We start from the raw sequence: 24,482 nt of genomic DNA on the forward strand, positions 1-24,482 counted from the left end.
AATGAAATGATATCCAAGACTTTTAAGAAACTCCTGTTCGATGTATCTGCCACAGGGGATACCGAGTAATACCTGTGACATCTAAAACTGTACTGCCATTCGGCAAAGCCCCTAGTACAAAAGGCAGGAGTTTGGGAGGAAATAAGCCAGATGAAGCTCTTTGAAGTTGTTGCAAGTCGTGTAACTCAATATCATCAACTTGCGGCACTACTAAACCCACAGTATATTGATTGACCGTAACCACCATTGCTACAGGGGATACTGCAGCAGTGAGCGGAGGATAGCCAACAAGATGGTTTAAGTCTAAAAGCCACAGCATTTCTCCCCGCCAGTTGCAAATTCCCAAAATGCAACTAGGCATTTCAGGAACAGGTAGAATTTCTGTTAAATTAACCCTGATAATTTCTGTAATTTGCTCTAGAGGCAATAGACCAATATCTTGAATTCCAAGGGGAAAGCGAAGCAATTTAGAAAGTTTGGTTTCTGGGGGTAGTGGCTCTAGTCCCAGTGGGTCAAGACTAGTCACTGCTAGTACAGATTTCTTATCTGTCTGCATAAATTCTCTTTAGATAATTCGTCATTTGTAATTAACAACTCAATTAAAAAAATGGAATTTTTAATTGATTCGCCCACTCTGCTGTTGAAAGCCGGAAGTTAATTGCTGAATTGTTTGAACCAGTTGTTGCTGGTCTACTGGCTTAGGAATGTAAGCATCAGCTCCCAACATCTTACCCCAGAGTTTGTCAGCTTCGGTTCCTTTGGTTGAACATATCACCACTGGAATGCGTTTGGTAGTAGCATTGGTCTTGAGTTCTCGGCACAATTCAAACCCACTTTGACCCGGCAAAATCACATCAAGAATGACCAGATCTGGTGTCTGAAATTGCAGCTTTAGTCGTGCCTCCTCACTGCTAAAAGCAGTGACTACTGTTATACCTGCTTGCTTGAGATAGCGGGTTAACACTTGAGTTTCTGTTAAACTATCTTCAACTAAAAGGACTGTAGTCATACAAATATTCCCTGAATACAAGACTATTCAAATATTTAGTGAGCTTCTAAAAAATACGTTATTTTGAATCATTTTTTATAAAAAAATATTTCCTTTATAAGCTTTTTTTATGAGACATTCCATTATCTATTAGCAATAAAAGAAGAGGCTTAACCAAGCAATTCATTAAAATTGAATAATTCTCATCTGATAAGAATACTATTCTTTAGTATCTTTGTGTTAAATTTCTTTTTCACATTAATATATGACTGCTTGTTGACTCTCGTTGATTGAAATCTACTCATCTACAAACTAAACTTCAACTGTTTTTAGACTCTCAACTTTGACAGGCGTGAGACTTGGTAGATGCCTCTGTAAAATTTTTAGTACCTTATCTGGGGTGATGGGCTTTGCTAAAAAGCCAGAAGAGCCAACCATCTTTGCTCGCACCCTGTCTACTATACCGTCATTGCTCGTAAGAATAATCACAGGAGTGTTTTTGAAAGCCGACACGCGACGAATTTGAGAACAGATTTCATAGCCGTTGGCAATCGGCATGACCAAGTCCAAGAAGATGAGGCTTGGTTTCTGCTCTAGCAATATTGGTAGTGCTGTGACTGGGTCTTGAATATTGAGAAACTCATAGCCTGCTTGAGTAAGAATGTGATCCATTGTCACCCTGTCGCTGTAGCTGTCATCAATGTAGGCTATTAAAGAGCCAGTCGCTTCAGGTTGAACTAAGTTCACGGAAGGAGAATCAAAGGTTGAGAGAGGTTGAGTAGCTTGAACTGAATCAACGAAATTGTATTCCTCAACCTCTCTCAACTGTAAACTATGGCGAGGATGAGTTTTTGTCAGATTTGGCAAGTGTTGAGATGACGCAGTCAATGTTGTGTCACCCATAAGAGCATCCGAAGGTTGGATGTGTTTTGGGGTTGAGGGCGAGGATATCGGTACTGGAGGAGCTGGGTCAGGTAAATCCGGGACGGTTAATAGTTCTAGAACACCTTCGTTAGCCAAATTCTGTATGACAGTTGCTATAGTCGTCACACTTTGTCTCATCTGTAAGGCAATGTCCCAAATAGTGTTTTCGCCATTGACGAGCTGGCTGAGGCTGAAGAAAGTTTTAGAAGTCGTTAAATTTTGTTCACAATTGGGTTGTTTAAAAATTGGTGCCATGTCGGGGCAAAGCTCTCGTAGACCGATTTTTTGCCATTGCTTCCACAAATCTACAGATGCTTGTAACGATTGCCTGATATCTATCAGCGCAATTGGATGTAGTTTTTTGGGCAACCAAAGGCTTCTTGAGTCTGAATGTCTTACGAGGGTAAATAAAACTTCATGAACAATTTTGCTAATAATGCTTTTTGCCTGCGTTAGGGTTAACTGGTTTTGGCTCAGACCCTGCTCAAGGAGGCGATATTCCCAAAGTTCATCCTCTTTCAGGAGCGCAGCATCAAATTTTAAGTCAGGACAATCTTGCGTCACTGCTCTGTGCCAACGCCGAACCCGGTGAACTCCTCCTGTGGCGTATAACACACGTCCCAAAAAGAGATACAGATGCCACTGGTTATCACCCGATGACAAAATAAGCTCTCCTGTTGCTCGTTGCTGACTTAATATTGCTAACCTTTCGGCAATATTCGCAAAGCTTGGAAATCCTGGTTGCATTACGTAATTTCCCTTAATTAAAAGTCACCTATTTTGATTAAGTAAGTTGCACCCAGTTATTCCCAATCTCTAGCTTTCAGTGTTTATTGCTAAACAGGAAGGCTTCTCGCTACTTTACTTATGGTAGATAAGCGTAATTCAATCTTATACCAGTAATTTTACTTAAAAAACACTGGTTTTTTAAATAATTGTAAACAATATATTAAACATTAGGTGAAATAAAAAAATGAGTTGATCTAGTCCACGTTAAAACTGCAAATCAAGCCATATTTTTTACAATTGTTTACAAAATCCTATTCTTTTGTAAGAATCTCAGCTTTTCACCCAAAAGCGCGAAAAAGAAGCACTTCAGGTAAGCAATCCTAATAAATATTTTTTCCAATAGAACAATATGACTGCAACTTGGTATAACTATCAAGCTAAGGCGATGGTTCTGTTTATGGTGAAATGATCCTGAATTTTTCCTTGACAATCAATAAATTTGACATCAAGCCTCTTGCCGTGTACATCCAAGACAAGTGACCCAGGAATACTCAGTGATGTATACATTGCTGGATGCGGAACTACCTCGTCAGCAAGAGCAGAAGTACCTGCAACTATATACACCGCCCCCGAGTGGGAAGCGTGAAGAGGTTTTTGGTAAGATGTTGATTCGTCTTCTCGCCCACTTCCTCCATCCTTTTTCATTTCTTGAGTAAAGGTGTCCGAAGTGCCATAATGCCCATCAATAAGGTAGGAGCGCTCGTAGGAGTGACTGTGACCACCCAACACAATGTCTACACCCGCTGCTTCTAAAATGGGAAGCGCACGTTCTCTCATTTCAATCAGCTCAATCTCGGTATCTGAATCGTGTGACCCCTTTGTATAGGGAGGGTGATGCCAGAAAGCAATCTTCCAATCCTTTTGAGATGCGCCTATATCCTGTGCCAGCCAAGTCAACATTGCACCTTCAGGAGTGCGAGTGCAACCAAAGGAGTCAAGACAAATGAAATGGATATTGCCATAGTCAAATGAGTAATACGCTGCGGTTCCAGACGGCACACCTCCAGCCTCCCCGCAAGTCGGCATCGTGAAAAGCTCATAGTATGGTCCTGTCTGCAACAAAGAATCAGCACTTCCAGCGTCATGATTGCCTAACGCAGTCCAAAGGACACTTCTGCGTAGGAGTTGGGGATACATCTCAAATATTCCCCGCTGATACTCTTCATAAGTGCCAGTATCGTAGGCATTGTCACCAAGCATGAGCCAAAGGTCAGTATGGCGAGTTCCCGTAAATTTCAGGTAGCCATCCCGCACGCTCGCTGCTATGTCATTCCCACGTCCCGCGTCCCCTAAAACCAAAATCCGTAGGGGTCGCACTTGCTCAGGCATGAGGTTTTGTGATGGTGCAGTGACAAAAAAGTCATCTTCTGTCTGCCCCGCTTGTACTCCCCGTGATGTCCCAATTGCGTAATAATACTTTGTGTCTGGCGTGAGTCCAGTAAGTTTGATGGTGTGGTCACAGGTCATCGTTGTTTCTTCTTCCATTGAATCAAGGCTATGTGGATTTGTTGCATACCAAACTTTACCTTGAACAGGAGCATCAGTAGCCCAGCGGATAATTATGCTAGACTCTGTGCCAACCTGTAGATATGGACCCCGAACAATTTGCAGATTCTCAAGGAAAGTTCCTTTGTCTGCCTCAAGATTGATTAGCATCATCGGTGAAACACTATCCGATGTTAATTTTTTTAACAGAATAATTAAATTATTACAAATATTTTACAGAAATTGTGTCATTAATTTTTGCCAAGTTGCCATAACACTTGGTGCGTTATACTTCGTTAACGCCACCTACAGATTGAAGATTAATTTTATTAATCTCCTCTAAGTGCTGTCATTAGGAAGGAACAAATGGCTGAAATTGGTAAAGTTTAATCTTTGATATTAAAAAAAATAAGAGACAGCTGTGGTTGATGCTATAAATCTTGTATTTACGGACATTCAGCTAGAGTTTCAGGTCACTGAGAGTAAGGAAAAATCATTTTGGTTCTGAATCAGGAAATTGTATGAAAAGCGACATGGCAGTAGAAAAATTGCGCTGCTACAAAGAGTACGGGGAATCCATCATCCAGAGCCTTGAGTTGGTTTCGCAGAATCCACCTTCAAAAGATAGCTGGGTTCCTAGCAGCCTTTATGAAAGTCTCCATCTCTTAGAGCAGGCTGCCCAAAGAACGGTACAACTTGCATCCTCGCCAGTTAAAATCGGCATCATGGGGGAATTCAGTAGTGGAAAAACCTTACTTTTAGGTAGTCTGATTGGCTACGCTGATGCTTTACCAGTCAGTGAAACCCCCACCACAGGTAACGTCACTGCTATCCACCTTGTTCAACAACCGGACTTTCAGACAACGAAAATTGGCAAGTTTACAGTTGAATATCTTTCTTACGAAGGGGTGAAAGAGTGTCTGCGCTTCATGTTAGAGGAAGCCCAACAACGAGCAAAAGCCGCAGAACTCCCTTCAGCACAGCTTGCTGCTCTTAAAAGTTTACACCCCATCAGAGAAATTGATATTAACGGTATCTTGAGATGGTGCGAGCAAGCATGGAAGATCCAAAGCTTGGAACTACGTTCTCTCCTCAGGGAACTGGTTGTTTTCGTCCGGACGTACAGCGTTTACGGAGAAGATATCTGCGGTAAAAGTTACCAGATTGACAATAGCACTGCTCACAAGGGGCTGAGGCTCGCAGAGCCACCCATGAATATCTTAGAACTTAGCTTTGAGGGTTTGCCACCTGTTCCTAGACGCTGGGAGAATTTAGCTCAACCCTCAGATATAGACTTGCTCAATAGCTTCTCGCTGATTCGCCGCATAGATATCACAGTTGAGATCTCAAAAGAAATTTGGGATTTGTCTTCTTTACAGGGGACAAATGAATTTGTTCTTTTAGACTTTCCGGGGTTGGGTGCTGCTGATTCTGGCGTGAGGGATGCTTTTTTATCTTTGCGGGAACTCACAGATGTACAAACTATCCTGCTGTTGCTGAATGGGAGATATCCTGGCGGTGCAACCGCAGCAAAAATCCGCAGTATGCTGGAACGGGATAAGGGACAAGACCTCAGGGATCGTATTATTGTAGGTGTAGGGCGCTTCAATCAAATTCCCCTCACAAGCAGCGATGAACGCGCCATGGATGACCTTTTATATGAGATTCTTCTTTCAGAACAAGCTGTTCTTGATCGCCTCAGTATTCTCAAACTAACCATCGCCAGTGCGAACAATTTGACTACGGAAAGAAAGAATATTGTTCTGCTGTCGCAACTTTATGGGTTGACTAAACTGGCAGAACTTTCTTCTCTTTTGCACGTTTGCTCAAGGGAATTCTTAAGCGAACTGGACAAACCTAATAAACCTGAAGAGTCTGAACTGCGGAAAAAATGGCAACAATTGAGTGAAATGTTACCTCCTTCCAGTACGCTGCATAAACAACTGAGCCACTATGCTGAAGATGGTGGTATTGGCTCTTTGCGTTCATTACTCAAAGAGCATGTTGCTGTGCATGGTATGAAGCAACTTTTACAAGACACTCAAAGGGCTGCTGAGGCTTTGCGTAAAGAGCAGAATAACCTAAAAAATCTGCTAGAGGAAATCCCTGCTTACATACCAGTTGAGGAAAACCCGGCTTTTGTCACCTTACGGGAAGCGATTGAAAATTTAGTCACTACCTATAGACAATTTCAAGAAGATTTAGAGAAACAGCCCATTTTGAAGAACCGCAACGGTATAGCGGTGAGCGATGTTGTTAAAGATGAGTTAACTAATAAAATCTTCTTTGATTGGAGCGAGTGGACTTTGCTGTTGGATAGAACTAAAAATGGAACAATCTCCCTCACAAAAAGTGAAAGCTTTTTTGAAGAAGATGAAGTTGACGATTCGATTCCGACTAAAAGCGATGATTTTTATGCGGCATTTGTAAATACTATTAAGGAAATGCAAGCGATCGCCCATGAGCGTACAACAGAAGCGGTTATAGACCTGTTTAGCAAATTATCTACTGATGTACAACTAGAACGCGAAAAACTGAGTCCAATTTTGCTTCCGGAAAAGGAACAGCAAATTGAGCAAAAATTTGGGAAAAGTCAAGTCCGCTTTTTCAGAAACCTTTTACGTGCTATTGACCCCGCTATTAAATGGCAAAACCTCATCATCCAGTACAGTGGACTCGCTGGTAGTGCTGCTCCTATCAATGCTGACAGTTTATTCCCTCTAGCACGCAAGGACGACAAGCATCAAAACGGTCAAATCTTTGATTGGAGTCCTGATAAACAGTTTCCTGTTCCTCCAAGACCCTTCAATCACCAAATTGCCGTTTTACGGCTGCGAGACGAAATAACTGCTAGTGCAGGATTACACCTTGTGCAGTACGTGAGCCAGTTAACTAAACAGGTAAAATCTTCTTATTCTAGAGCTTTGAAGGAAATTGTAGACAATCTGCAAGAACTTTTAAAGTCAAAACACGAACCTTTACTGAGACACATAGCCTCTGCACAAGAGCAAACCTCTACTCCTATTCCACCCTGGCTAGAGACTCTTTCCCAAATTCCAACGATTTCTTATCCAGAGGAAATTAGTCATTAAACAAGAATGCAAAAGTCAAGAGAAATGAAAATTAAACCACAGATGAACACAGATAAACACCGATGAATTATCTGTGTTCATCTGTGGTTCTAATTTTTAAATATATACTTTTGCAAGAGTTATATTAGTTAGTTGTTAGTTGTCTACCAAAATACCACTAAGCATTAATCACTAACTAATAACCATAATTTAATTTCAAGGAATAGATGAAATGGCTGTTAAAATTGAGCTTTTAAATCGCTATCAACTGCGTGCAAAAGACAACAACTTATTACTTCTGCCAGTCATTGAAATTAAACCTACTGATAGTTTCAACTTACCTCATGTCTCCCGAATTGATATTTCTGTAAGCGGAACGCCAGCAGACTTGGCAACAGGAATACAATCTGCCTATAAAAGTGTCAATTTTAGTACTAATAAACTACTCAGACTTTCTACACCACAGCGATTAAGGCAAACCGAGTGTAGGTGGGATGAGCTATTACCAGCAGGTGTAAACTGCTCTTTGCAAGTCACTGTAGAGTATTTTGACTCAGATGAAACGGGCAATCCAAATTTATCTACAAGCAAAAACGCTACGGCTGAGTGCAATATATGGACTTATGCACCTATCGAAGATACCGTAATACAAATGTCAGTTAGAGATACGCTACCATTGCCATTACCAGGACCTTTTTACAAACCAGAACCAGTTCAAGAAAGCAAGAAGCCAGAAATTACCTATCCTGGCTGGTTTGCCATCGATTTTGGCACGTCTAATTCCACAGTCACACTCTACGACCCTAAGGTCATCGTTACTCCAGATAGTTTACCTAGTGAGCAAGAGGTACGGTTACGGGAACGAATGGCGGCGTGGTTAAATCAACGTCCCGTGGATGATGTCATGGGTATCGGTCGTAATGCTTGGGAGCAGGAGTGGCAAAAGTTTTTAACTGAACTGAGCAAAGATTTTGTTTCCATCCCTGATTCTGCTCGCCACAATTTGGGGGAACAACTCTTTCGGGGTGTTGACAGTGCTGATTTGCTGGAAGCTATCCGACAGATAGAAATTTGTTTGAGCAAACGCTTAGATTGGTTTCGTCGCGCTGCTAGCAAACGTTTGAATCAGATATATCACGAGGTTTTTCGGGTTCCTCCCCTAGAGTGGCAAAGTTTGATTCCTGTAGAACTGGACAAAGACCGTCGTCTCAATGAAATTCCCAGTGAGTTAGAAGTCGTCAAATTGGAACCTTCTTTGCCAAAAGATGACCCAGCAAAAGTGAAAGTCATCTTGGGTGAACAAGCTAGACAGCACAGATTAGACACCATTGGGAATGGGGAGGACATTGAAGGGAGGTTCCTCCATTCACCCAAGCGCTATTTTGGTCAAGAACGCTCTTTTGAAGTCACGCTTAACGGCAAAGAGGACACAATTGAGGTTAACAAGTTGCTTCAATCTGCTTATGCAGAACTGATTTCGTTGACTGAGAATTACCGCCAACGCTATCCAGGTAAGTGTTCTGAGGGGAAATTTTACCGTGCAGTGGTCACTTACCCAACGATCGCCTCACCATTTGTACGCCGCGAGATTGAGAACCTGGTGAAACAACTGGATATAGACGATGTGCAGATGGCTTACGACGAAGCGATATCGGTAGCCGTCTTCTTTTTGTGGCGAGAATTTGGTGGTGATTTGAATGTGGGGATTGAATCTTTCAAAACCCGCTGCCGTTACAATGGCGACAAATGGTGGCAAAATGTCCTCGTTTTGGATATTGGTGGCGGAACCACCGATTTAGCGCTGATTCGCCTCACACTGGAAGAAATCAACCCCTTTGAGCCTGGGGAAGACCGAGGCGACGGCGGACGCTATTATAAACTGACTCCTAAATTATTGGGTTCTTCCGGTCATTTGCAGTTGGGTGGGGAGTTAATTACCCTGCGGTTGTTCCTGTTGCTGAAGGCGGCGATCGCAGATTGTTTGCTGACAGCAGTGACTGAGGAACGTTTGCCAAAAGATGTGTTGAAAGTGCAGCCAGAAGAGTTGAGCGATCGCTTCCTTGATAACGGCAAATTCTTACCTGGTAGCCTATTGGCTTGTGTGGATAAAGAAATTCGCGAAGGCGACGCTTACAAAGATGCTCTAAATGCAGCAGAGAAAGTGCTACTCACCCGCTGGAAATATTCGTCATCTCGCGCACAAACCTTTTACACCCTTTGGGAACAGGCGGAAAATGCCAAAATGACACTAGGTCAAAAGCGCCAACAAGATGCACCTGAACCAATCTTCATTGTAGATGGGCAAAAAATATCTGAACTTCTGCAACAAAATGATATTGAATTATCTAGTGAAGTTGTGGATAAGTTGAGTGTAACGCTCACAGTCCAGCAATTTGAAAAAGCAGTCTCTCCTGTGATTCGAGAAGCAGTTGGAATAGCCCAAGGATTAATAGAAAATGCTTTAGGAAACATGCCTTCCAATTCCCTGGCTTCTCCAAACAATAAAGAGCAAGTAGATTGGTTGATTTTATCGGGGAAAACCTGCAACCTTGAATTAGTTGAGCGCGAACTTTATCGGGTATTTAGCAAGTCTGACTATTTTGTTTGGAATGAAGAGCGAGTTACCTTTGAACCCGAATATACAAAGTTGGCAACCTCTGCTGGAGCTTGTTTTGCAGAGAAACTAAGACAACTGGGTTTTGCTCCTAAAGAGTCAAAAGAATTGCTACGTAGAGGAGCGAACCAACTTTATATTGATGTCAAAAATCTCTTTTATTTTCTGCCATGCTCTTTTAAAAGGGAGGTAATTGGAGGAAATTTAGATCCAATTTTTCAGGCGGGTCAAGAACTATATCAACTCAAAGCTGACGATGCTATGGCGAAATTTCGCAGTAGTTGGCAGGGTTTGCAATTAACAAACAACATCATTCGTCAGGATTTTGAGAATATTAAACCTCAACTTTGGGGAAGTTATAACGGTGATGCCCTAAGAAAAAAACTGGAAATGAGTGAGGAGGATTTTAAAAATTATATCAAAGTCCAGTTTGAAATTAATCAAAAGCTTGATATCGATTTGCTGCTTTGTAGAGGAAATCCTCACTATTTAATTCCTGTGAATATTCCCTGTATTGATGCGGCAAAAGCAATAAATACATCAGAAGTGATTTCTGAGGAGAGTCAGGTTGTTTGCGATATTGCTGTTAATGTCGCTGAATCGGCAAATGCTCTGAAAACAGATGCTCATACTGTCGTATTTAATGCGGACAAAGACTATAGCAAGGATGTGAGAGTTTTTCGGTATGACGATGGTGCTATACAGCCAAAAATCATGGGTTTAATTGCTGAATTACCACCGTTTCCTACCAGTGGAAAACATACTTTCTACTTCCAATTTCATAATCCAAAATCTAATAAGTGGGAACTCATTGGCGAATTACCCGAACCAGAAGTCAAAAGTGAGTATCCTTGCCGATATTATGTCTCTCTCAACAAAAAAGGTATCCTGAGAGTGCATGCATTTGAAGTACCTTATTGGACATCAAACAATCCAGAATGTCTCAAGCAAGAGGGATGCATTTTTCGAGACACTCTTCAACCGCAACCTAATGATGTTAAGGCAGAACGTGACCCGTTTTCTGGAGAACATTGACGAGAGTTAAGAGTTATTAAATTAAAACTCAAAACTAAATCTCTTACATAAATAAATTCCTTTGAAGTTAAACCACAGATAAACACTGATGAACACTAGACTTCTTGCATAAGTAGATTTCATCTGCACGCCAGTCGCCACAACGGGGGACACCCTCCTTGCAACTTCTCTCCGCAAGGCGCTGGCTCGTCCATCTGCGTTTATCTGCGGTTAATTATTCATTTTTTTTGGACTTTTGCAAGAAGTCTACTTATTATTTATCTGTGTTTATCCGTGTGCATCTGTGGTTAAAAATCATAAAGTCTGGACTTTTACCAAGAGTCCACTCAAAACTTAATTTAAAACTCGAAATGGAGGATTTATGCAGCACCTAAGCAAGTTATTAAAAATTGAAAACTCAAATTTAGCTTGGGTACTGCGGTTGGGTTTGCACGGATTACGGACTCAATTACAGGAAGGTTTAAAAACAGCCACCACAGACCCAGGAAGCAGTGCTTGTCAAGAATTGCTGAGGGAATTAGATATACTTTTGGAACCAGTATCTCAACAGCAGTCTTTGAATGAGGAGACTGTTTTTTCTACTGAGGAGAGTTCCTCTTGGGAAGATGTGTTAGAACCTGTTACCAGTGAACTCAAAAGCGAACTCAAACTAAAACAAATTGGTGAAGTTTTGCTATCAGATCGGGAACTATCGAACTACATCGGTCACTACCAATTTGTTAGCATGAATGATGCTGATTTGTGGAACGAGATACAACGTTTGCTGCTGCGTGTTCCTGAGAAGGCGGCTGATGCTTGGCTACAGTATATTTTGACAGCGGCGAGTAAAGTAGGTGCTATGGAAGATAAGGAATCTCACTTGTCACTACCCTTCACCCGCAATGAATCGATTTACCCTGGTTTGACAGGAAAGGTCAAAGCGACTGGGTTGTGCTTGTCAGATCAAGTTGATTTTGATCAGCGATTGATGGTGGAAACACGCGGCGGGGAACTTGATTTGTTGGCTGGGGTTGTTTCTATTTGTCTTCAATTTATTGAACTAGATTTATCTTTGCACCACGCACTGAAGAGTGTAGATAGATTTGGTGTCAGGTCTTTGAATGATGAAAAAGAAAAGTCTAAGTATGTCACAGCATTGATAGACCGCTTTCGGCGAGTGCAAACAACTACTGATAATACCGATCCTACTGTCGCTTTGCGTGCCAGACTTGACTTAGATGAAGCAATTCACTCTTTGGTGTATTTGCCATGTGCTGACCGTTACTCTTGGTGGGGTAAACTGCAACAAGAAGCACGACGCACTCTTGACCAAGTTGTTGAGAAGACCCGCCATGCTGGTTATCATGTCCAAGTTCGTCCGTTATGGGGAACTTATGCGGATGTTTTTAACTGGTCAAAGGACGATTTACAAATAGATATTGGTGGGGTACGTGGGGAAGTGTCTGCATGTCTGCGAGTTTATGCCAAAATTAACGATGAGGTACTTCCAGGTCGCGTACTTTTCCGTTCTTCTTGAGTCAAGATAGACACTCGTGAGATAATTTGGCAAAAAAGACAGAAGTAATTGTGGAAATATTGTTTGAAATGCAAGTTGTGCAGCTTCTCCCCAATCAGGTAGATCTGTAGTAGCAAGCGATAAATAAGCCCATGTTCTTGCTTAATTAATATGCATTTCACCCCCCTTTCTCTCATGTTTTGCGTCGGCAACGCAAATCACTCAGCAGAGCGATCGCGTTTTCAAGCAGAAGTACTGATTTTCACTCTTCTTACGTTATTTCACCCCTTTTAGAGTAATTTATATTGCATTTTCCTGCGTATCTGTTTTCTCAAATTGATGTTACGCTTTTACCCCCTTCATTCGCTTACTCCTAGTTTATCCCGATAGGTGCAAGATATAAGTTGTGGAACATTGCATCAAATATCAAATTGGGATAGTTGTCTTTGGTTGGAACCAGGGACAGAAACAAAAAGCAACACTCGGCAAAACAACTCAATCATTTATGCAGATACCAACAGCCAAACTTACAGCCATTTGCATCTAAATAGACCACATTGTCCAGACGTTGCACTTGCTAGTCTCTACAGGGTTTAAATGAGTGCATATGTGGTTCATTTATTTGAAAACCAATGCTGATTTAAATGGTGCAGCGAATATTCTTCGCAAAGTAGAGACACAATTAGGCTTGTGCTTAGTCAAGGTCTGTATGCAAGTTTTGACCCTTGCTACCAGATTTGGTATCTGGGAAACCAAAACTAAAAAGCGAACGCGAGTGCGTGCGCTTTGCGCTTAAGGGAGCGGCTATGGCTAAGACCACGCTTCGCTATCAGCCCTCCCTGTAGCAACAGTTTAGAATCCCCGTCGCAAAGACTCGCGGGGAGAGGTCAAGACTTAATCAAGTCGTTACGACTCTACTTCATGTAAAGTCCTCCTTCTAACGCAAAACAAAACATCACATTGGATTCTTCCTAATTATTTCTGTACAGCCTCTTTGGCTTAAAATCTGTTTTCTATTTTTGCTTTCAATACTTTCTTTGTTCAGACATTATCTTTTCAACTTTTGTTTAATCTGCATCTGCTTTTAGATTATAGGTAATGGGTTGCTGGTCATTTTGAACACTGCTTGAAGAGTAGTGGGCAATGACAAACAAGGGTAGTGTCAGAGTTAAAAGACCGATCGCAGTTCCCACAATCTCTGCCAATCGATGGGAGTATGTATGGGCAGAGTCAGCAGATTGGGTAGTTGAATGCATAGAAAATTTAATTTCGTTCCCTGAATTTTAGTTTGGCTCTCTTTAAGAGAGTCTAGTTACTATTTTAGCTATTTATTGAGATTATACTGCTCATCAATAAATAATATCAATCATTTTTAAACTTAATTATACTATTTTTTTTATACATGGAGTACTTGATACAAAGTTGGCATTAAACATTTAATTTTCTACTTTGCAATTAATCTCGCTGGGTGCTTTACTTTGCAATGTCATTATTGCTTTCGGAATAAACTTGTTCAATAGTATTAAATTTTACAATTTTCTATCTAATATTCTATACATACTGGAACTAGATAGAGGTCAGATTTCCTCCATTTCACTATCCCAAAACTCTTACATAGAGAAAATTTTGCTGTTATCACTTGTTGTTTAATACCTTAAATGCATACCGAAAAGCCACTGTGTAAGTATAAGTAAGATAAATAGAAATATAAATTAAGTAATTATACTTGTTGATATATTTGGGGACAATGAGGCTATTGATGAGTTTTTTGGCAGCAGAATCACAAAGAATAAATACAGATAAATGAGCAGTTATATGAACTCTTCGTCAGCAATTGCACCCAAAGATTGTTGTCAATGGATACAACAATTTGATAACTTGCCAAGTAAACATTGATAAGTCAAGAGTCCTATGTACTTTTTAGTAAGAAAAATTGAGAAATTCTCCTACACCTTATACCCAAAGAATCGCTTCACACCTAAAATACAACCGAAAATATATCATTGAAATGTGCTTTGGTTCTAATGGTTAATAAATAATGAAAAAAACCGCCACTTAATTAGGGCGGTCTGGTTAAGCAATCGGAGGGTATTTACAGCTTACTCTGCCCATTTTGAAATTGTTGTAACAGAGTTTGCACTTATTGTTAGGATGAGGCGCTGAGTCCAACTATTGCCTTGCATATGCACTTATAGGTTCCTTGATAAATCTTATGTAAAGATGTTTAAAGGTAGACTTAATGACGCGGGGCATTCCAAAATCGATGGGTATGAACTTGTCTGGTAGCCGCCAATTATCTATTTTCAGCAAGTCGGGATGCAGGTGGGGAAAGTGGATAGCCTCCAGTTCACCAACTAACCCCAGCCGCACTGATGCAGCGACAGTGGGTACTTGTTCGGGTGGAACATTGAGGATTTCCACCATTGCCCTATCCAAGGCAAAGACATCTGGTGATGCTGCCAAAATGCCCAGTGGACGAGGTTCACCGCCACTGGGACCATTGCCTTCATGACCGATGATCCCGTCTGTTATGGTTAAGTCGGGATCAATTGCCCTAGCCGTTTCCACCAACATTTCACCAAATCGGTTCGCGTCTTTTCCTGCTTCCATATGCCACCAAGCTTTCATCTTGCCTGGAACGCAACCAAACAGGTTTTTGACCCCTAAAGTAAGCACCAGCTGGGCATGAGATTTTACCTTAGGCAAGTTAATGACTACATCTGCTTCCATTGCCTCTTTGCACAGTAGCAGATGGTCAAACTCTTCGCTGACGGTTTGGTAACGTTGAGCGTGAAATTCGATGATCGGGAGATTGAGTTCTTCTAAAATAGGCTGATAGCCATTTGCCACAGCGACTCCCTTGGCACTACCAAAAGCAGGACTATCCCCCAAAAATGGCTTGCCACCTGCTTCAATGACCATTTGGGCGATCGCGTAAACGACTTCCGGACGAGTTGTACACTCTTTACCAGGACGTGCGCCTGTCAGCAGATTTGGTTTGAGTAGGACGCGGTTTCCTGGTTTCACAAACGCCGCCATTCCTCCCAAAGGTTCTAGCAGCGTTTCTAAAGATTCCCTCAGTGCTTCCCGTTCGTAGGAAGTGGCGCGAATGAGACTGACAGACGGTGTTTGAGTTTGCATGGTCAAATAAAAAACTAATTGGAGGAAAATAAAGAAGGAAGAATTCTTTAGTTCTATCTTCCTTCTTTGTTCTTTATTCCGATATGCCGTCTTGCATACTTAGAGGCACAATCGCGCTCATTTGTTCCAGGTTTAACACCTTGGCTAATTGGGCTTCACTCATTAGTCCACGTTCCAAAACAATCTGCCGTAGAGATTTGCCAGTTTCTAATGATTCTTTCGCTACAGCAGCTGCACTCAAATAACCAATGTGGGTATTTAATGCCGTTACTAAAGCTAAACTGCCTTCAGCGTATGCTAAACAACGTTCTCGGTTGGCAGTAATGCCCTTGATACAGCGTTCAGTGAGTGCGGCAATGGTATTGCCAAGAATTTCAATGCTGTGAATTAGGTTATAGGCAATCAGGGGCATCATCACATTTAGTTCTAATTGTCCTGCTTGTGCCGCAAAGGCGATCGCACTATCGTAACCCATCACCTGAAAACACACCATTGATGTCATCTCTGCCATCACTGGGTTGTACTTCCCTGGCATAATCGAGGAACCCGGTTGCACTGGCGGCAGTTGAATTTCTTTTAAGCCAGTTTTTGGTCCCGAATCCATCAGACGCAAGTCATGAGATATTTTGACTAAGTCTTGCGCTAGGTTGCGTAAAGCACCGGAAACATTGACGAATGGTGCCATACTCTGCATTGCTGCCATAAGGTGGGGTGCAGGTTCTAGAGGGAAATTAATCAACTCTGAAATCGTTTTTACCACAAGACCACGATACTGGGGGTGGGTGTTTAACCCCGTACCCGCTGCACTCCCTCCCAAACCCAGCACCATTAAATCAGAAGAAGCTGTGTAGATGCGGTTTTGGTGTTCTGTGAGGATGTGCGCCCAAGCGCGAAAATTCTCACCCAAACGCACAGGGACGGCATCTTGCATATGGGTTCTGCCGGATCTGACAATATCTTTGAATTCTTCGGCTTTTTCTTCCAGTACTGCTATTGCCTTTTCTAATGCTGGATGGAGTGTTTTTGATAACGCCAATAAGCCACCAATGCGAATTGCAGTTGGAATTACATCATTGGTAGACTGCCCGTAGTTAACGTGGTCGTTGGGACTCACGCGCTGGTAATTGCCTTTTTCTTCACCGAGAATTTCTAAAGCGCGATTTGCCAGGACTTCGTTGACATTCATGTGGTGGGAAGTCCCAGCACCAGCTTGATAGACATCTACCACAAATTGGTCGCGGAACTTTCCAGCAAGCACTTCATCAGCCGCTTGCACAATTGCCTGACTGATATCTTGGGGAATACAGCCTAATTCACCATTGACAATTGCTGTACCTTTTTTGATATAAACGCAAGCGTCTACGTAAGTAGGTAAAGGCTTTATGCCGCTGATTGTGAAATTTTCTGTTGCTCGGAGCGTTTGAATACCGTAGTAAGCGCTACTAAGTAGTTGGCGATCGCCCATCGAATCGCGTTCTATTCTCACTTCGGAATCTATTTGTTGAGTCATGATATTGTTTGAAATTAGTCATTAGTTATTGTAGAGACGTGCCATGGCGCGTCTGTACATTAGTTAGTAGTTAGTGGTCAAAAAGTACTACTAACCACTAACCACTAACCACACTCTATGACCTTACCTAACTGGATTACCTTCTCTCGCCTTTTGGGAATACCATTTCTGCTGTATGGTTTACACAACCCAACACCCGAAGCTAGGTGGATTTGTTTAACAATTTTTCTCGTCGCCTCGTTGACTGATTGGTTAGACGGCTATTTAGCACGGAAACTTAACCAAATCAGCGACTTGGGCAAGTTTCTTGACCCTTTAGTTGATAAATTGCTGGTGCTTGCGCCGTTACTAGCTTTGATAGAACTAGGACAAATTCCTGCTTGGGGAGTGTTTCTGATCTTGGCGCGGGAGTTAGCGATCGCAGGTTGGCGCGTCAGTCAACCTAAAATTACGGGAGCAAATATTTGGGGCAAACTGAAAACAGTCAGTCAAATTGTAGCGATCGCACTTCTTATTGCACCACTACCCCAAGTGTGGCAATTACCCTCAATAATCGCCTTCTGGGTTTCTGTTCTCCTAACTTTAATTTCTGGCTTAATTTATCTTCTCCCACAAAAAGATAGTATCAATACTTCAGATAATTCGCTAGGTGCTAAAGAGTAGAGTCTTATTGATAGTGATACCGACAAGCTAAAAAATCAATTTGGGTGTTTCCCACTCGATAAACAAGTCGGTGTTCTAGATCAATTCGGCGTGACCAAGTATCTGCATCCAAATATTTTAATGGCTCTGGTTTACCAATTCCCTCGAATGGATCTTGCATCACAGCGGTGATCAAATCTAAAATTTTTGAGGCTTTGTGGATATCTTGCTTGAACCACCAAGCTAAATCTTCCTTAAATGTAGAACTAAAACCAGGACTTCGATTAACTACAACAGGTTTAATCTCATCTGACTCAGATATCTTTTTCTTCTTCTTGGTCAATCCCCAACTCCTGCTGTAGTTCTTGAATCGTTTGAGGTTTTATCTTCCCCGTCTGAGACTCCTCCATCGCATCCATTAACCGACGAGCATTTGCAGGCGATCGCAATAAATAAACTGTCTCTATCAAACTCATCAAATCTGACTCAGAAATCAAGGCGACATTTTCATTATCACGACGGTTAATAATGTAAACCTGATGATTTTCCACCACCAGGTCTAACAACTTAAAAAAATCATTCCTGGCATCTGTTGGGGATGTAATTTTGTAGGACAGCATTCGTTTATGTACAGACTTATGTACATATCTTAGATGATGATGACCTACAAGGGCAACTGCGATCGCAATCTGCCCACCTCCAAATACTCAGAACAACCCTGGACTCTGGTATTTCGTGACCAAAGTTTGCGGGGTAACGTAGACGCGCAGCAACGTACCGCAGCTTACCGCAAAGTACACAAAGAAAGAGGTTTAAGAGAAGTTGTGCAAATTTGTTTACCAAGTATTGTTGATGTGATCAACCACTAGTACTCTGTCACAGCAACTTTGCACAAGCTGAATCAACCTTTCTATCTTGGATGTCGCAATTCATCTCACCGTTAAGGCGAAGCCTGTAACGGTGAGATGAATTGCGACCAATAAAAAACATTGCGAAGCAATACCCTCAACTAAACTTATTCGATATTTCTAGGGCTTCTGAAAGCTCCCACCTCAGCCGTTAGGCAGGTGGGGGTAGTTTACTTCTCTTCTTTTCCTCTTTCTTAGCGCACTTGGCGTCTTAGCGGTTCGTTTTTTTTACCCCTCAAACTTGCCTTGACAGATTACTAAATTAAACAGACTGCAAAATTTCTTCATCCATATAAAAATCGACTTCTGCTTTATCTCGCCCCGAAGCAAGATAATCATTCTCTAATGAGTCTTTTAAACCAGAAATCAGGTCATACTCAGGTTGCCAGTTTAATTCTGTTTTCGCTTTATTTACTGAAGCAAAAAAGTGTTGTGGGCGCAGTGGAAAAGCTTTGCGCTTACCGAAATCAAATTTTTTCGGGTCGTAATGCACAATTTTTATCTCATTAGCTGATTTGCCAGCAGCAACGGCGCAGGCGCGGGCTAAACCATCAAAAGTGACAAAGCGATCGCCCGACACATTGTAAATCTGGTTGACCGCCTTAGAGTTGCCCAAAACTTTAGACATTGCCTTTGCCAAGTCTTTGACATGACCAAACTGAGTGATGTGTAAACCATTACCAGGAATGGGAATAGGGCGACCTCTCACAAGTCTGTCAAAAAACCAGGCTTCCAAATCGTTGTAGTTCAGGGGACCGTAAATGTAGGTGGGACGAATTGAGGTAAAGGGCAAGTTCTGTTGCGTTAGATAAGCTTCTGTTTCATGCTTACCCAAGTGGCGACTTTTTGGATCGATAGCATCCCCTTCCACATGGGGCATTTGGTCGGATTTGAGATATACTCCAGCAGAACTCATGTATACAAAATGTTGTACGCGGTCTTGAAAAATTTCTGCCAATGGTTGAGTATCAGAAAGTTCGCGTCCGTTGTTGTCAAAAATGGCATCAAAATTTTCGTTCGATAATTTTTCTTTTAACTGGGCAGCGTCAGTGCGATCGCCTGTGATTTGTTCTACTCCCTCAATCGGTGCAGGACGATTGCCACGATTAAATAGTACAACTTCATGTCCTTGTTCTACCAGCAGTTTGGTTAGGTAGACACCAATGAACCGCGTACCACCCACAATTAGAATTCGCATACTCATTGCCAATCTTAAGTTACCTTATGAAGGGACTAGGATCTGGAAAAAAATACCCATTCCCTAGTACCCAATACCTAGTACCCAGTCCCCTCTTTGAGGTTATCAGGTTGCGGTATTTCCCTGGAACCTCTTGGAAAAGGTTTACGTCCTCTACTTCTACTAAGAGTTGGGCGTTTTCGATTTTCTTCTGCGAAACTTTCAGTTAACCAACCTCTAACTCTCGCCTTGCGTGTTCTCTACCAACTACAGTTAGCTGTGCCCTTGAAATGTGCCCTTGTTCATGAATGGCTGACACCTAAAGCCACTGGTGGTTCAGAACTCGTTGTGCGAGAAATTCTCAACCACGTCGATGCTGATTTGTACGCCCTTATTGACTTTGAATCCACTAACCCGGAAAGTTACTTATATAAGCGGAAGATTGGCACAACATTTCTTCAGGAATTTCCATATGCTCGTAATGGTGTACAAAAATACTTGCCTTTGTTGCCACTGGCAATTGAACAACTAGATTTACGGGCGTATGACATCATTTTGTCTTCATCCCACGCTGTTGCTAAAGGAGTTCTGACCACTCCTGAACAGTTGCATATTTGCTACTGTCACAGCCCCATGCGCTATGCTTGGGACTTAACTTTTGATTATCTTCGGGAAAGCAAATTAGGAAGTGGTTTAGCTGGGTGGATGACGCGGTATGTACTGCATCGTTTGCGCCAGTGGGATGCGTTGACAGCGAATCGTGTTGATTACTTTATTGCTAACTCAAAGCATACTGCTCGTCGTATTTGGCGCTGCTATCGCAGAGAAGCAACAGTGATTTACCCACCAGTTAATCTCGAGAGTTTTCCATTTTTGCTTCAAAAAGAGGATTTTTATCTGACTGTTTCCCGGTTAGTTAGTTATAAACAAGTATCTTTGATAATTAGGGCTTTTAATAAATTGCAACTACCTTTAGTAGTAATTGGGACAGGACCAGAAATGGAAAAAATTCGTAGCCTCGCAAAATCCAATATCCAAATACTCGGGTGGCAACCCAATGATGTAGTAAAAAAATATATGGCTAATGCCAAGGGTTTTGTCTATGCAGCTTGTGAAGATTTTGGCATTGCGTTGGTAGAAGCGCAAGCTTGTGGGACTCCAGTTATCGCCTATGGTGCAGGTGGTGCTCTAGAAACTGTGCGAGATATTCGCGAACATGGCGATCAGGGGACTGGTTTATTCTTCAAGGAGCAAACAGAGGAGGCATTGGTAGACGCAGTAGAAAAATTTGAACTTTATCAAGGAAAAAGTCATCGTGAATATGCGCGAGTGCATGCTGCTCAGTTTTCCTCGCAAATCTTTGCACAGCGCTACGTAGACTTTTTAAATATGTGTACACAAAAACTATCACCTAACTGATGGTTTTATTTTACGGCTTTTGGAAATTTGCCCCCAGAAGCACCTCCTTTTGGCTTTAAGATTGGGACTATGTGTGGTGTGGATTGTTAAGGAGTATGATGACTGCCCAGAGCTCACTCCTCTCCGGGAAGCGATCGCGTAGTACGCCCGGTACTGGACGCTGTTTTAAAAGCAGCGTCCGCCTGTCCCAAAGACGGGCACAACCAACTGAAGCAAGGTTGCCGTTAATCGGGCGATTGCCCTTTAGAGCATTGCGTTCCGCGCAATCAGCGCAGAGTAAAGTGCAATCGCATAGAGTGTCTTTGCGCCCAACTGCAAGAAATGTGGCTGCCCTATTACCTTGGAAAAGGGCAGGTGTTTCAGAGACAAACACCTCGGTAACATACAGACGCTCACGGCTTTTCTTCAAACGCGATCAACAGAAAAAGACGCCTAAAGTTCAACCAAAAGGTTTGTCTTTTCAGGTTTTAAACGGAGAGTTTACCAAGCGACTGTTCGACATTGTGTTTTCGCTGTCGGTTCTCATTTTGTTTTCCCCTGTGTACTTCATTTTGGTCTTGCTGATTGCTTTAAGCTCAGAAGGTCCAATTTTTTATGTACAGGAAAGGGTTGGTAAAAATTACAAACCTTTTAATTGTATTAAATTCCGAACGATGGTAACCAATGCCGACGAAATTCTAGTGCAAATAATGGAAACATCACCTCATTTGCGTCAAGAATTTGAGTCAAATTTTAAACTCAAGCACGACCCGCGAATTACGAAAATTGGTCGTTTTTTGCGAATGACTAGCTTGGATGAATTTCCCCAATTCTGGAATGTTTTAAAAGGAGATATGAGTGTTGTCGGTCCACGACCTTTAGTAGCAGAAGAACTACCCAAGTATGGTTGTCATATAGACCAGATTTTAACCATTCGACCAGGAATCACTGGATTGTGGCAAGTCTCAGGACGCAATGATATTCCATATCCTCGACGGGTTCAAATAGACCTGCATTATGCCAAATTCAGGAATTTTTGGCTGGATTGGTGGATAATTTTTAAAACCATTGGTGTTGTTATTATGCCCAAAAATAATGGTGCATATTAATTCGTAATTCGTCATTCGTAATTCGTAATTGAACTAGTCATTATGAATTACGATTTTTTTTAATTACCAATTGTTGCCAAGCCGTGGTTTGACTCTGGACTTGAGACTAAATATTTACCTAATTCTAGGAGTGATTCGTCAGGAGTTAGGAGAGAAGAAGACTTACATAATTAGGGTTTTCATGACTAGTACAACGCGGCGAAAATAAAGCTATCATTCTAAAGCAGCGAAAAGCCCACGTAATCAGCTTTTTGACTTTTGACTTCCGCGCAGCGGTACTAGGGTTTTAACCTATTTCTAACTGTCTAGTTACAGCGGTTTGCAATTGGGTGAGGTACACAAAGAAATAATGAACCACAGATGGACTCTTGCGTGCGTTGCGGTGAATCAGCCCTGCAGGCGGTGTGACCAGTGGGCAACTGGCGTAAGTCCTGCGGACAGGCTACGCCAACGCTGTCAGGCGTGCCGTTCGGCGCAGCTGTGCCGAAGGCTCAGGCATACCCGTTCGCCGTAAGGCGTGGCGTCAGCCATAGGGGTTTCCCGCGCTCTGGGGACTGTGAACCCGTGCCTCTTTCAGAGGAGCTCCGCTAACGCCCAAGCCGCGTGCCGTAGGCATAGGGGGGTCTCCCCCCAACCCCACTCCGTGGGGACCCCGAAGCCCCCCGTTGTAAGCGCAAAGCGCACACTACGTGTTGGCGCAGCCTGTCCTCCGGACTTACGCGCAGCGTCTCCGCAGGAGATAGCAACTGCCGTACAGATGGACACAGATAAATTAGTACTTCATTCAGATGAGTTGCGCTGTATTTCTGCCGTTCTGTAGTAGCTTAATCTTCTTACTTCTTAATAAAGTTTTAACAAAAATTGACATTAGATGAAGTTTTGGTAAAGATAAAAAAAATTTACATAATAAGATAAAAAAATCCAGATAAGTTAAGGGGGGCTTGCTGTAAACTTACGAATCGGCAGATTTACTTATATCAATCCGCTGAGGCTGCAAGTGAGACTCGTAGGTTTCCCATTTGGAAATTGAGCAATTACCTGTTAGGTTGTACCAGGTCGCCTGTATTTATCTATTCAGTAACGACAAGGGAAAATAGAGCATGACGCAAAAGAAGCGAGCGTTGATTACTGGTATTACTGGTCAAGATGGTTCATATCTGAGTGAGTTTTTGCTAGAGCAAGGATATGAAGTCCATGGTATAATCCGCCGGACTTCCACTTTCAACACCGACCGCATAGATCACATTTATGAAGATCCTCACAAAGAGGGCGTGCGGTTGTTTCTGCACTATGGCGACTTGACGGATGGTACCACGCTGCGCCGCATTCTAGAGGAAGTCCAGCCAGTAGAAATTTATAACCTGGGCGCTCAATCCCATGTACGGGTTAGTTTTGATTCACCTGAATACACAGTGGATTCCGTGGGAATGGGAACACTACGTTTGTTAGAAGCAATTCGTGACTACCAGCATCGCACTGGCATTCAGGTACGATTTTACCAAGCAGGTTCTTCAGAAATGTATGGCTTGGTACAACAAATCCCGCAGAAAGAAACCACGCCCTTTTATCCCCGTAGTCCTTATGCTTGTGCTAAGGTTTACGCTCATTGGCAAACGGTGAATTACCGTGAATCTTACGATATGTTCGCCTGCAATGGCATACTTTTTAACCACGAATCACCTAGACGGGGGGAAACGTTTGTCACGCGCAAGATTACAATGGCAGTTGCCAGAATCGTTGCCGGCAAACAGAAAAAACTTTACATGGGTAATCTTGATGCCAAGCGAGACTGGGGCTATGCCAAAGATTACGTTAGGGCAATGTGGTTAATGCTCCAGCAGGAGCAGCCAGACGATTACGTCATTGCTACTGGTGAAACTCATACAGTACGCGAGTTTCTGGATCTGGCGTTTGGTTATGTCAATCTTAAGTGGCAAGATCATGTAGAGTTTGACGAGCGTTATCTGCGCCCAGCTGAAGTAGACTTGTTGATTGGTGATTCTACTAAGGCGCGGCAAAAGTTGGGTTGGAAACCATCAGTAACATTTGAGCAGCTGGTAGCCATTATGGTAGAAGCTGATCTCCAAGGGTTAGGACTGACTTCGCCAAATGGTAAAGTCGCGAAAGTTTTGCAGGATAATGCCATGATTCGCCAAGAACTGGGTGCGCTCCACTTGTGATGTACACCAACGAGGA

General features: G+C 42.4%; 18 protein-coding genes. 8 read left to right on the forward strand and 10 right to left on the reverse strand.

Annotated elements, in window-relative coordinates; translation table 11 throughout:
- Positions 1-22: 22 nt before the first annotated feature.
- The 4 genes from MAS10914_RS0108270 to MAS10914_RS0108285 all read right to left on the reverse strand — a co-directional run bounded on the left by MAS10914_RS0108270 (position 23) and on the right by MAS10914_RS0108285 (position 4,360).
- The gene (locus tag MAS10914_RS0108270; RefSeq protein ID WP_017315452.1) at positions 23-556 is read right to left on the reverse strand and encodes a chemotaxis protein CheW; all 534 of its coding nucleotides are present in this window, start codon (positions 554-556) and stop codon (positions 23-25) included.
- Between the two features lie 60 nt (positions 557-616).
- Positions 617-1,009, reverse strand: coding sequence for a response regulator transcription factor (locus MAS10914_RS0108275; RefSeq protein ID WP_017315453.1), 393 nt, complete (start codon positions 1,007-1,009; stop codon positions 617-619).
- Between the two features lie 291 nt (positions 1,010-1,300).
- Positions 1,301-2,659: a response regulator gene (locus tag MAS10914_RS0108280; protein WP_017315454.1), complete on the reverse strand. Its 1,359-nt coding sequence runs from the start codon at positions 2,657-2,659 to the stop codon at positions 1,301-1,303.
- Between the two features lie 414 nt (positions 2,660-3,073).
- A complete protein-coding gene (locus tag MAS10914_RS0108285; protein ID WP_017315455.1) occupies positions 3,074-4,360 on the reverse strand; it encodes a purple acid phosphatase family protein in 1,287 nt (428 codons plus the stop codon).
- Positions 4,361-4,707: 347 nt separating this feature from the next.
- Between MAS10914_RS0108285 and MAS10914_RS0108290 the strand changes: the two genes are divergently transcribed.
- The 3 genes from MAS10914_RS0108290 to MAS10914_RS0108300 all read left to right on the forward strand — a co-directional run bounded on the left by MAS10914_RS0108290 (position 4,708) and on the right by MAS10914_RS0108300 (position 12,422).
- A complete protein-coding gene (locus MAS10914_RS0108290; RefSeq protein ID WP_017315456.1) occupies positions 4,708-7,278 on the forward strand; it encodes a dynamin family protein in 2,571 nt (856 codons plus the stop codon).
- A gap of 211 nt (positions 7,279-7,489) precedes the next feature.
- On the forward strand, positions 7,490-10,906 hold the full coding sequence (locus MAS10914_RS0108295) for an acetate and sugar kinases/Hsc70/actin family protein (protein ID WP_017315457.1): 3,417 nt from the start codon (positions 7,490-7,492) through the stop codon (positions 10,904-10,906).
- Positions 10,907-11,267: 361 nt separating this feature from the next.
- Entirely contained in the window at positions 11,268-12,422 is a 1,155-nt protein-coding gene (locus MAS10914_RS0108300; protein WP_017315458.1) for a hypothetical protein, read from the forward strand.
- A 1,046-nt stretch (positions 12,423-13,468) separates the two neighbouring features.
- Here MAS10914_RS0108300 and MAS10914_RS0108315 read toward each other — a convergent pair.
- The 3 genes from MAS10914_RS0108315 to MAS10914_RS0108325 form a co-directional block, all read right to left on the reverse strand.
- Positions 13,469-13,657: a hypothetical protein gene (locus tag MAS10914_RS0108315; protein ID WP_017315461.1), complete on the reverse strand. Its 189-nt coding sequence runs from the start codon at positions 13,655-13,657 to the stop codon at positions 13,469-13,471.
- 913 nt (positions 13,658-14,570) lie between these two features.
- Positions 14,571-15,542 carry a DUF362 domain-containing protein gene (locus MAS10914_RS0108320; protein WP_017315462.1) on the reverse strand — a complete coding sequence of 324 codons (972 nt, stop codon included), beginning with the start codon at positions 15,540-15,542 and terminating at the stop codon, positions 14,571-14,573.
- 73 nt (positions 15,543-15,615) lie between these two features.
- Positions 15,616-17,052: an aspartate ammonia-lyase gene (locus MAS10914_RS0108325; RefSeq protein ID WP_017315463.1), complete on the reverse strand. Its 1,437-nt coding sequence runs from the start codon at positions 17,050-17,052 to the stop codon at positions 15,616-15,618.
- A gap of 117 nt (positions 17,053-17,169) precedes the next feature.
- Here MAS10914_RS0108325 and pgsA point away from each other — a divergent pair, with 117 nt between their 5' ends.
- The gene (gene pgsA, locus MAS10914_RS0108330; protein ID WP_017315464.1) at positions 17,170-17,715 is read left to right on the forward strand and encodes a CDP-diacylglycerol--glycerol-3-phosphate 3-phosphatidyltransferase; all 546 of its coding nucleotides are present in this window, start codon (positions 17,170-17,172) and stop codon (positions 17,713-17,715) included.
- 4 nt (positions 17,716-17,719) lie between these two features.
- On the opposite strand, the gene MAS10914_RS0108335 is transcribed toward pgsA, so the two are convergent.
- Positions 17,720-18,037, reverse strand: coding sequence for a Txe/YoeB family addiction module toxin (locus tag MAS10914_RS0108335; protein ID WP_017315465.1), 318 nt, complete (start codon positions 18,035-18,037; stop codon positions 17,720-17,722).
- Positions 18,009-18,314 carry a type II toxin-antitoxin system Phd/YefM family antitoxin gene (locus tag MAS10914_RS0108340; RefSeq protein WP_017315466.1) on the reverse strand — a complete coding sequence of 102 codons (306 nt, stop codon included), beginning with the start codon at positions 18,312-18,314 and terminating at the stop codon, positions 18,009-18,011. The genes MAS10914_RS0108335 and MAS10914_RS0108340 overlap by 29 nt, the downstream gene beginning before the upstream one ends.
- 33 nt (positions 18,315-18,347) lie before the next feature.
- Between MAS10914_RS0108340 and MAS10914_RS0108345 the strand changes: the two genes are divergently transcribed.
- Positions 18,348-18,563 (forward strand): hypothetical protein, encoded by a 216-nt coding sequence (locus MAS10914_RS0108345; RefSeq protein WP_017315467.1) that lies wholly within the window; start codon positions 18,348-18,350, stop codon positions 18,561-18,563.
- A gap of 301 nt (positions 18,564-18,864) precedes the next feature.
- Here the strand turns inward: MAS10914_RS0108345 and MAS10914_RS0108350 are convergent, their stop codons facing one another.
- Positions 18,865-19,800 (reverse strand): NAD-dependent epimerase/dehydratase family protein, encoded by a 936-nt coding sequence (locus MAS10914_RS0108350; RefSeq protein ID WP_026082416.1) that lies wholly within the window; start codon positions 19,798-19,800, stop codon positions 18,865-18,867.
- A 258-nt stretch (positions 19,801-20,058) separates the two neighbouring features.
- Between MAS10914_RS0108350 and MAS10914_RS0108355 the strand changes: the two genes are divergently transcribed.
- The 3 genes from MAS10914_RS0108355 (at position 20,059) to gmd (ending at position 24,466) form a co-directional block, all read left to right on the forward strand.
- Positions 20,059-21,198, forward strand: coding sequence for a glycosyltransferase (locus tag MAS10914_RS0108355; protein ID WP_026082417.1), 1,140 nt, complete (start codon positions 20,059-20,061; stop codon positions 21,196-21,198).
- Positions 21,199-21,521: 323 nt separating this feature from the next.
- Complete coding sequence (locus tag MAS10914_RS29830; protein WP_033365724.1) at positions 21,522-22,286, forward strand: sugar transferase; 765 nt, start codon at positions 21,522-21,524, stop codon at positions 22,284-22,286.
- A 1,100-nt stretch (positions 22,287-23,386) separates the two neighbouring features.
- On the forward strand, positions 23,387-24,466 hold the full coding sequence (gene gmd / locus MAS10914_RS0108365; protein WP_017315471.1) for a GDP-mannose 4,6-dehydratase: 1,080 nt from the start codon (positions 23,387-23,389) through the stop codon (positions 24,464-24,466).
- Positions 24,467-24,482 lie beyond the last annotated feature (16 nt).

Origin of the sequence: Mastigocladopsis repens PCC 10914, assembly GCF_000315565.1 — a bacterium.
Classification (GTDB): Bacteria; Cyanobacteriota; Cyanobacteriia; order Cyanobacteriales; family Nostocaceae; genus Mastigocladopsis; species Mastigocladopsis repens.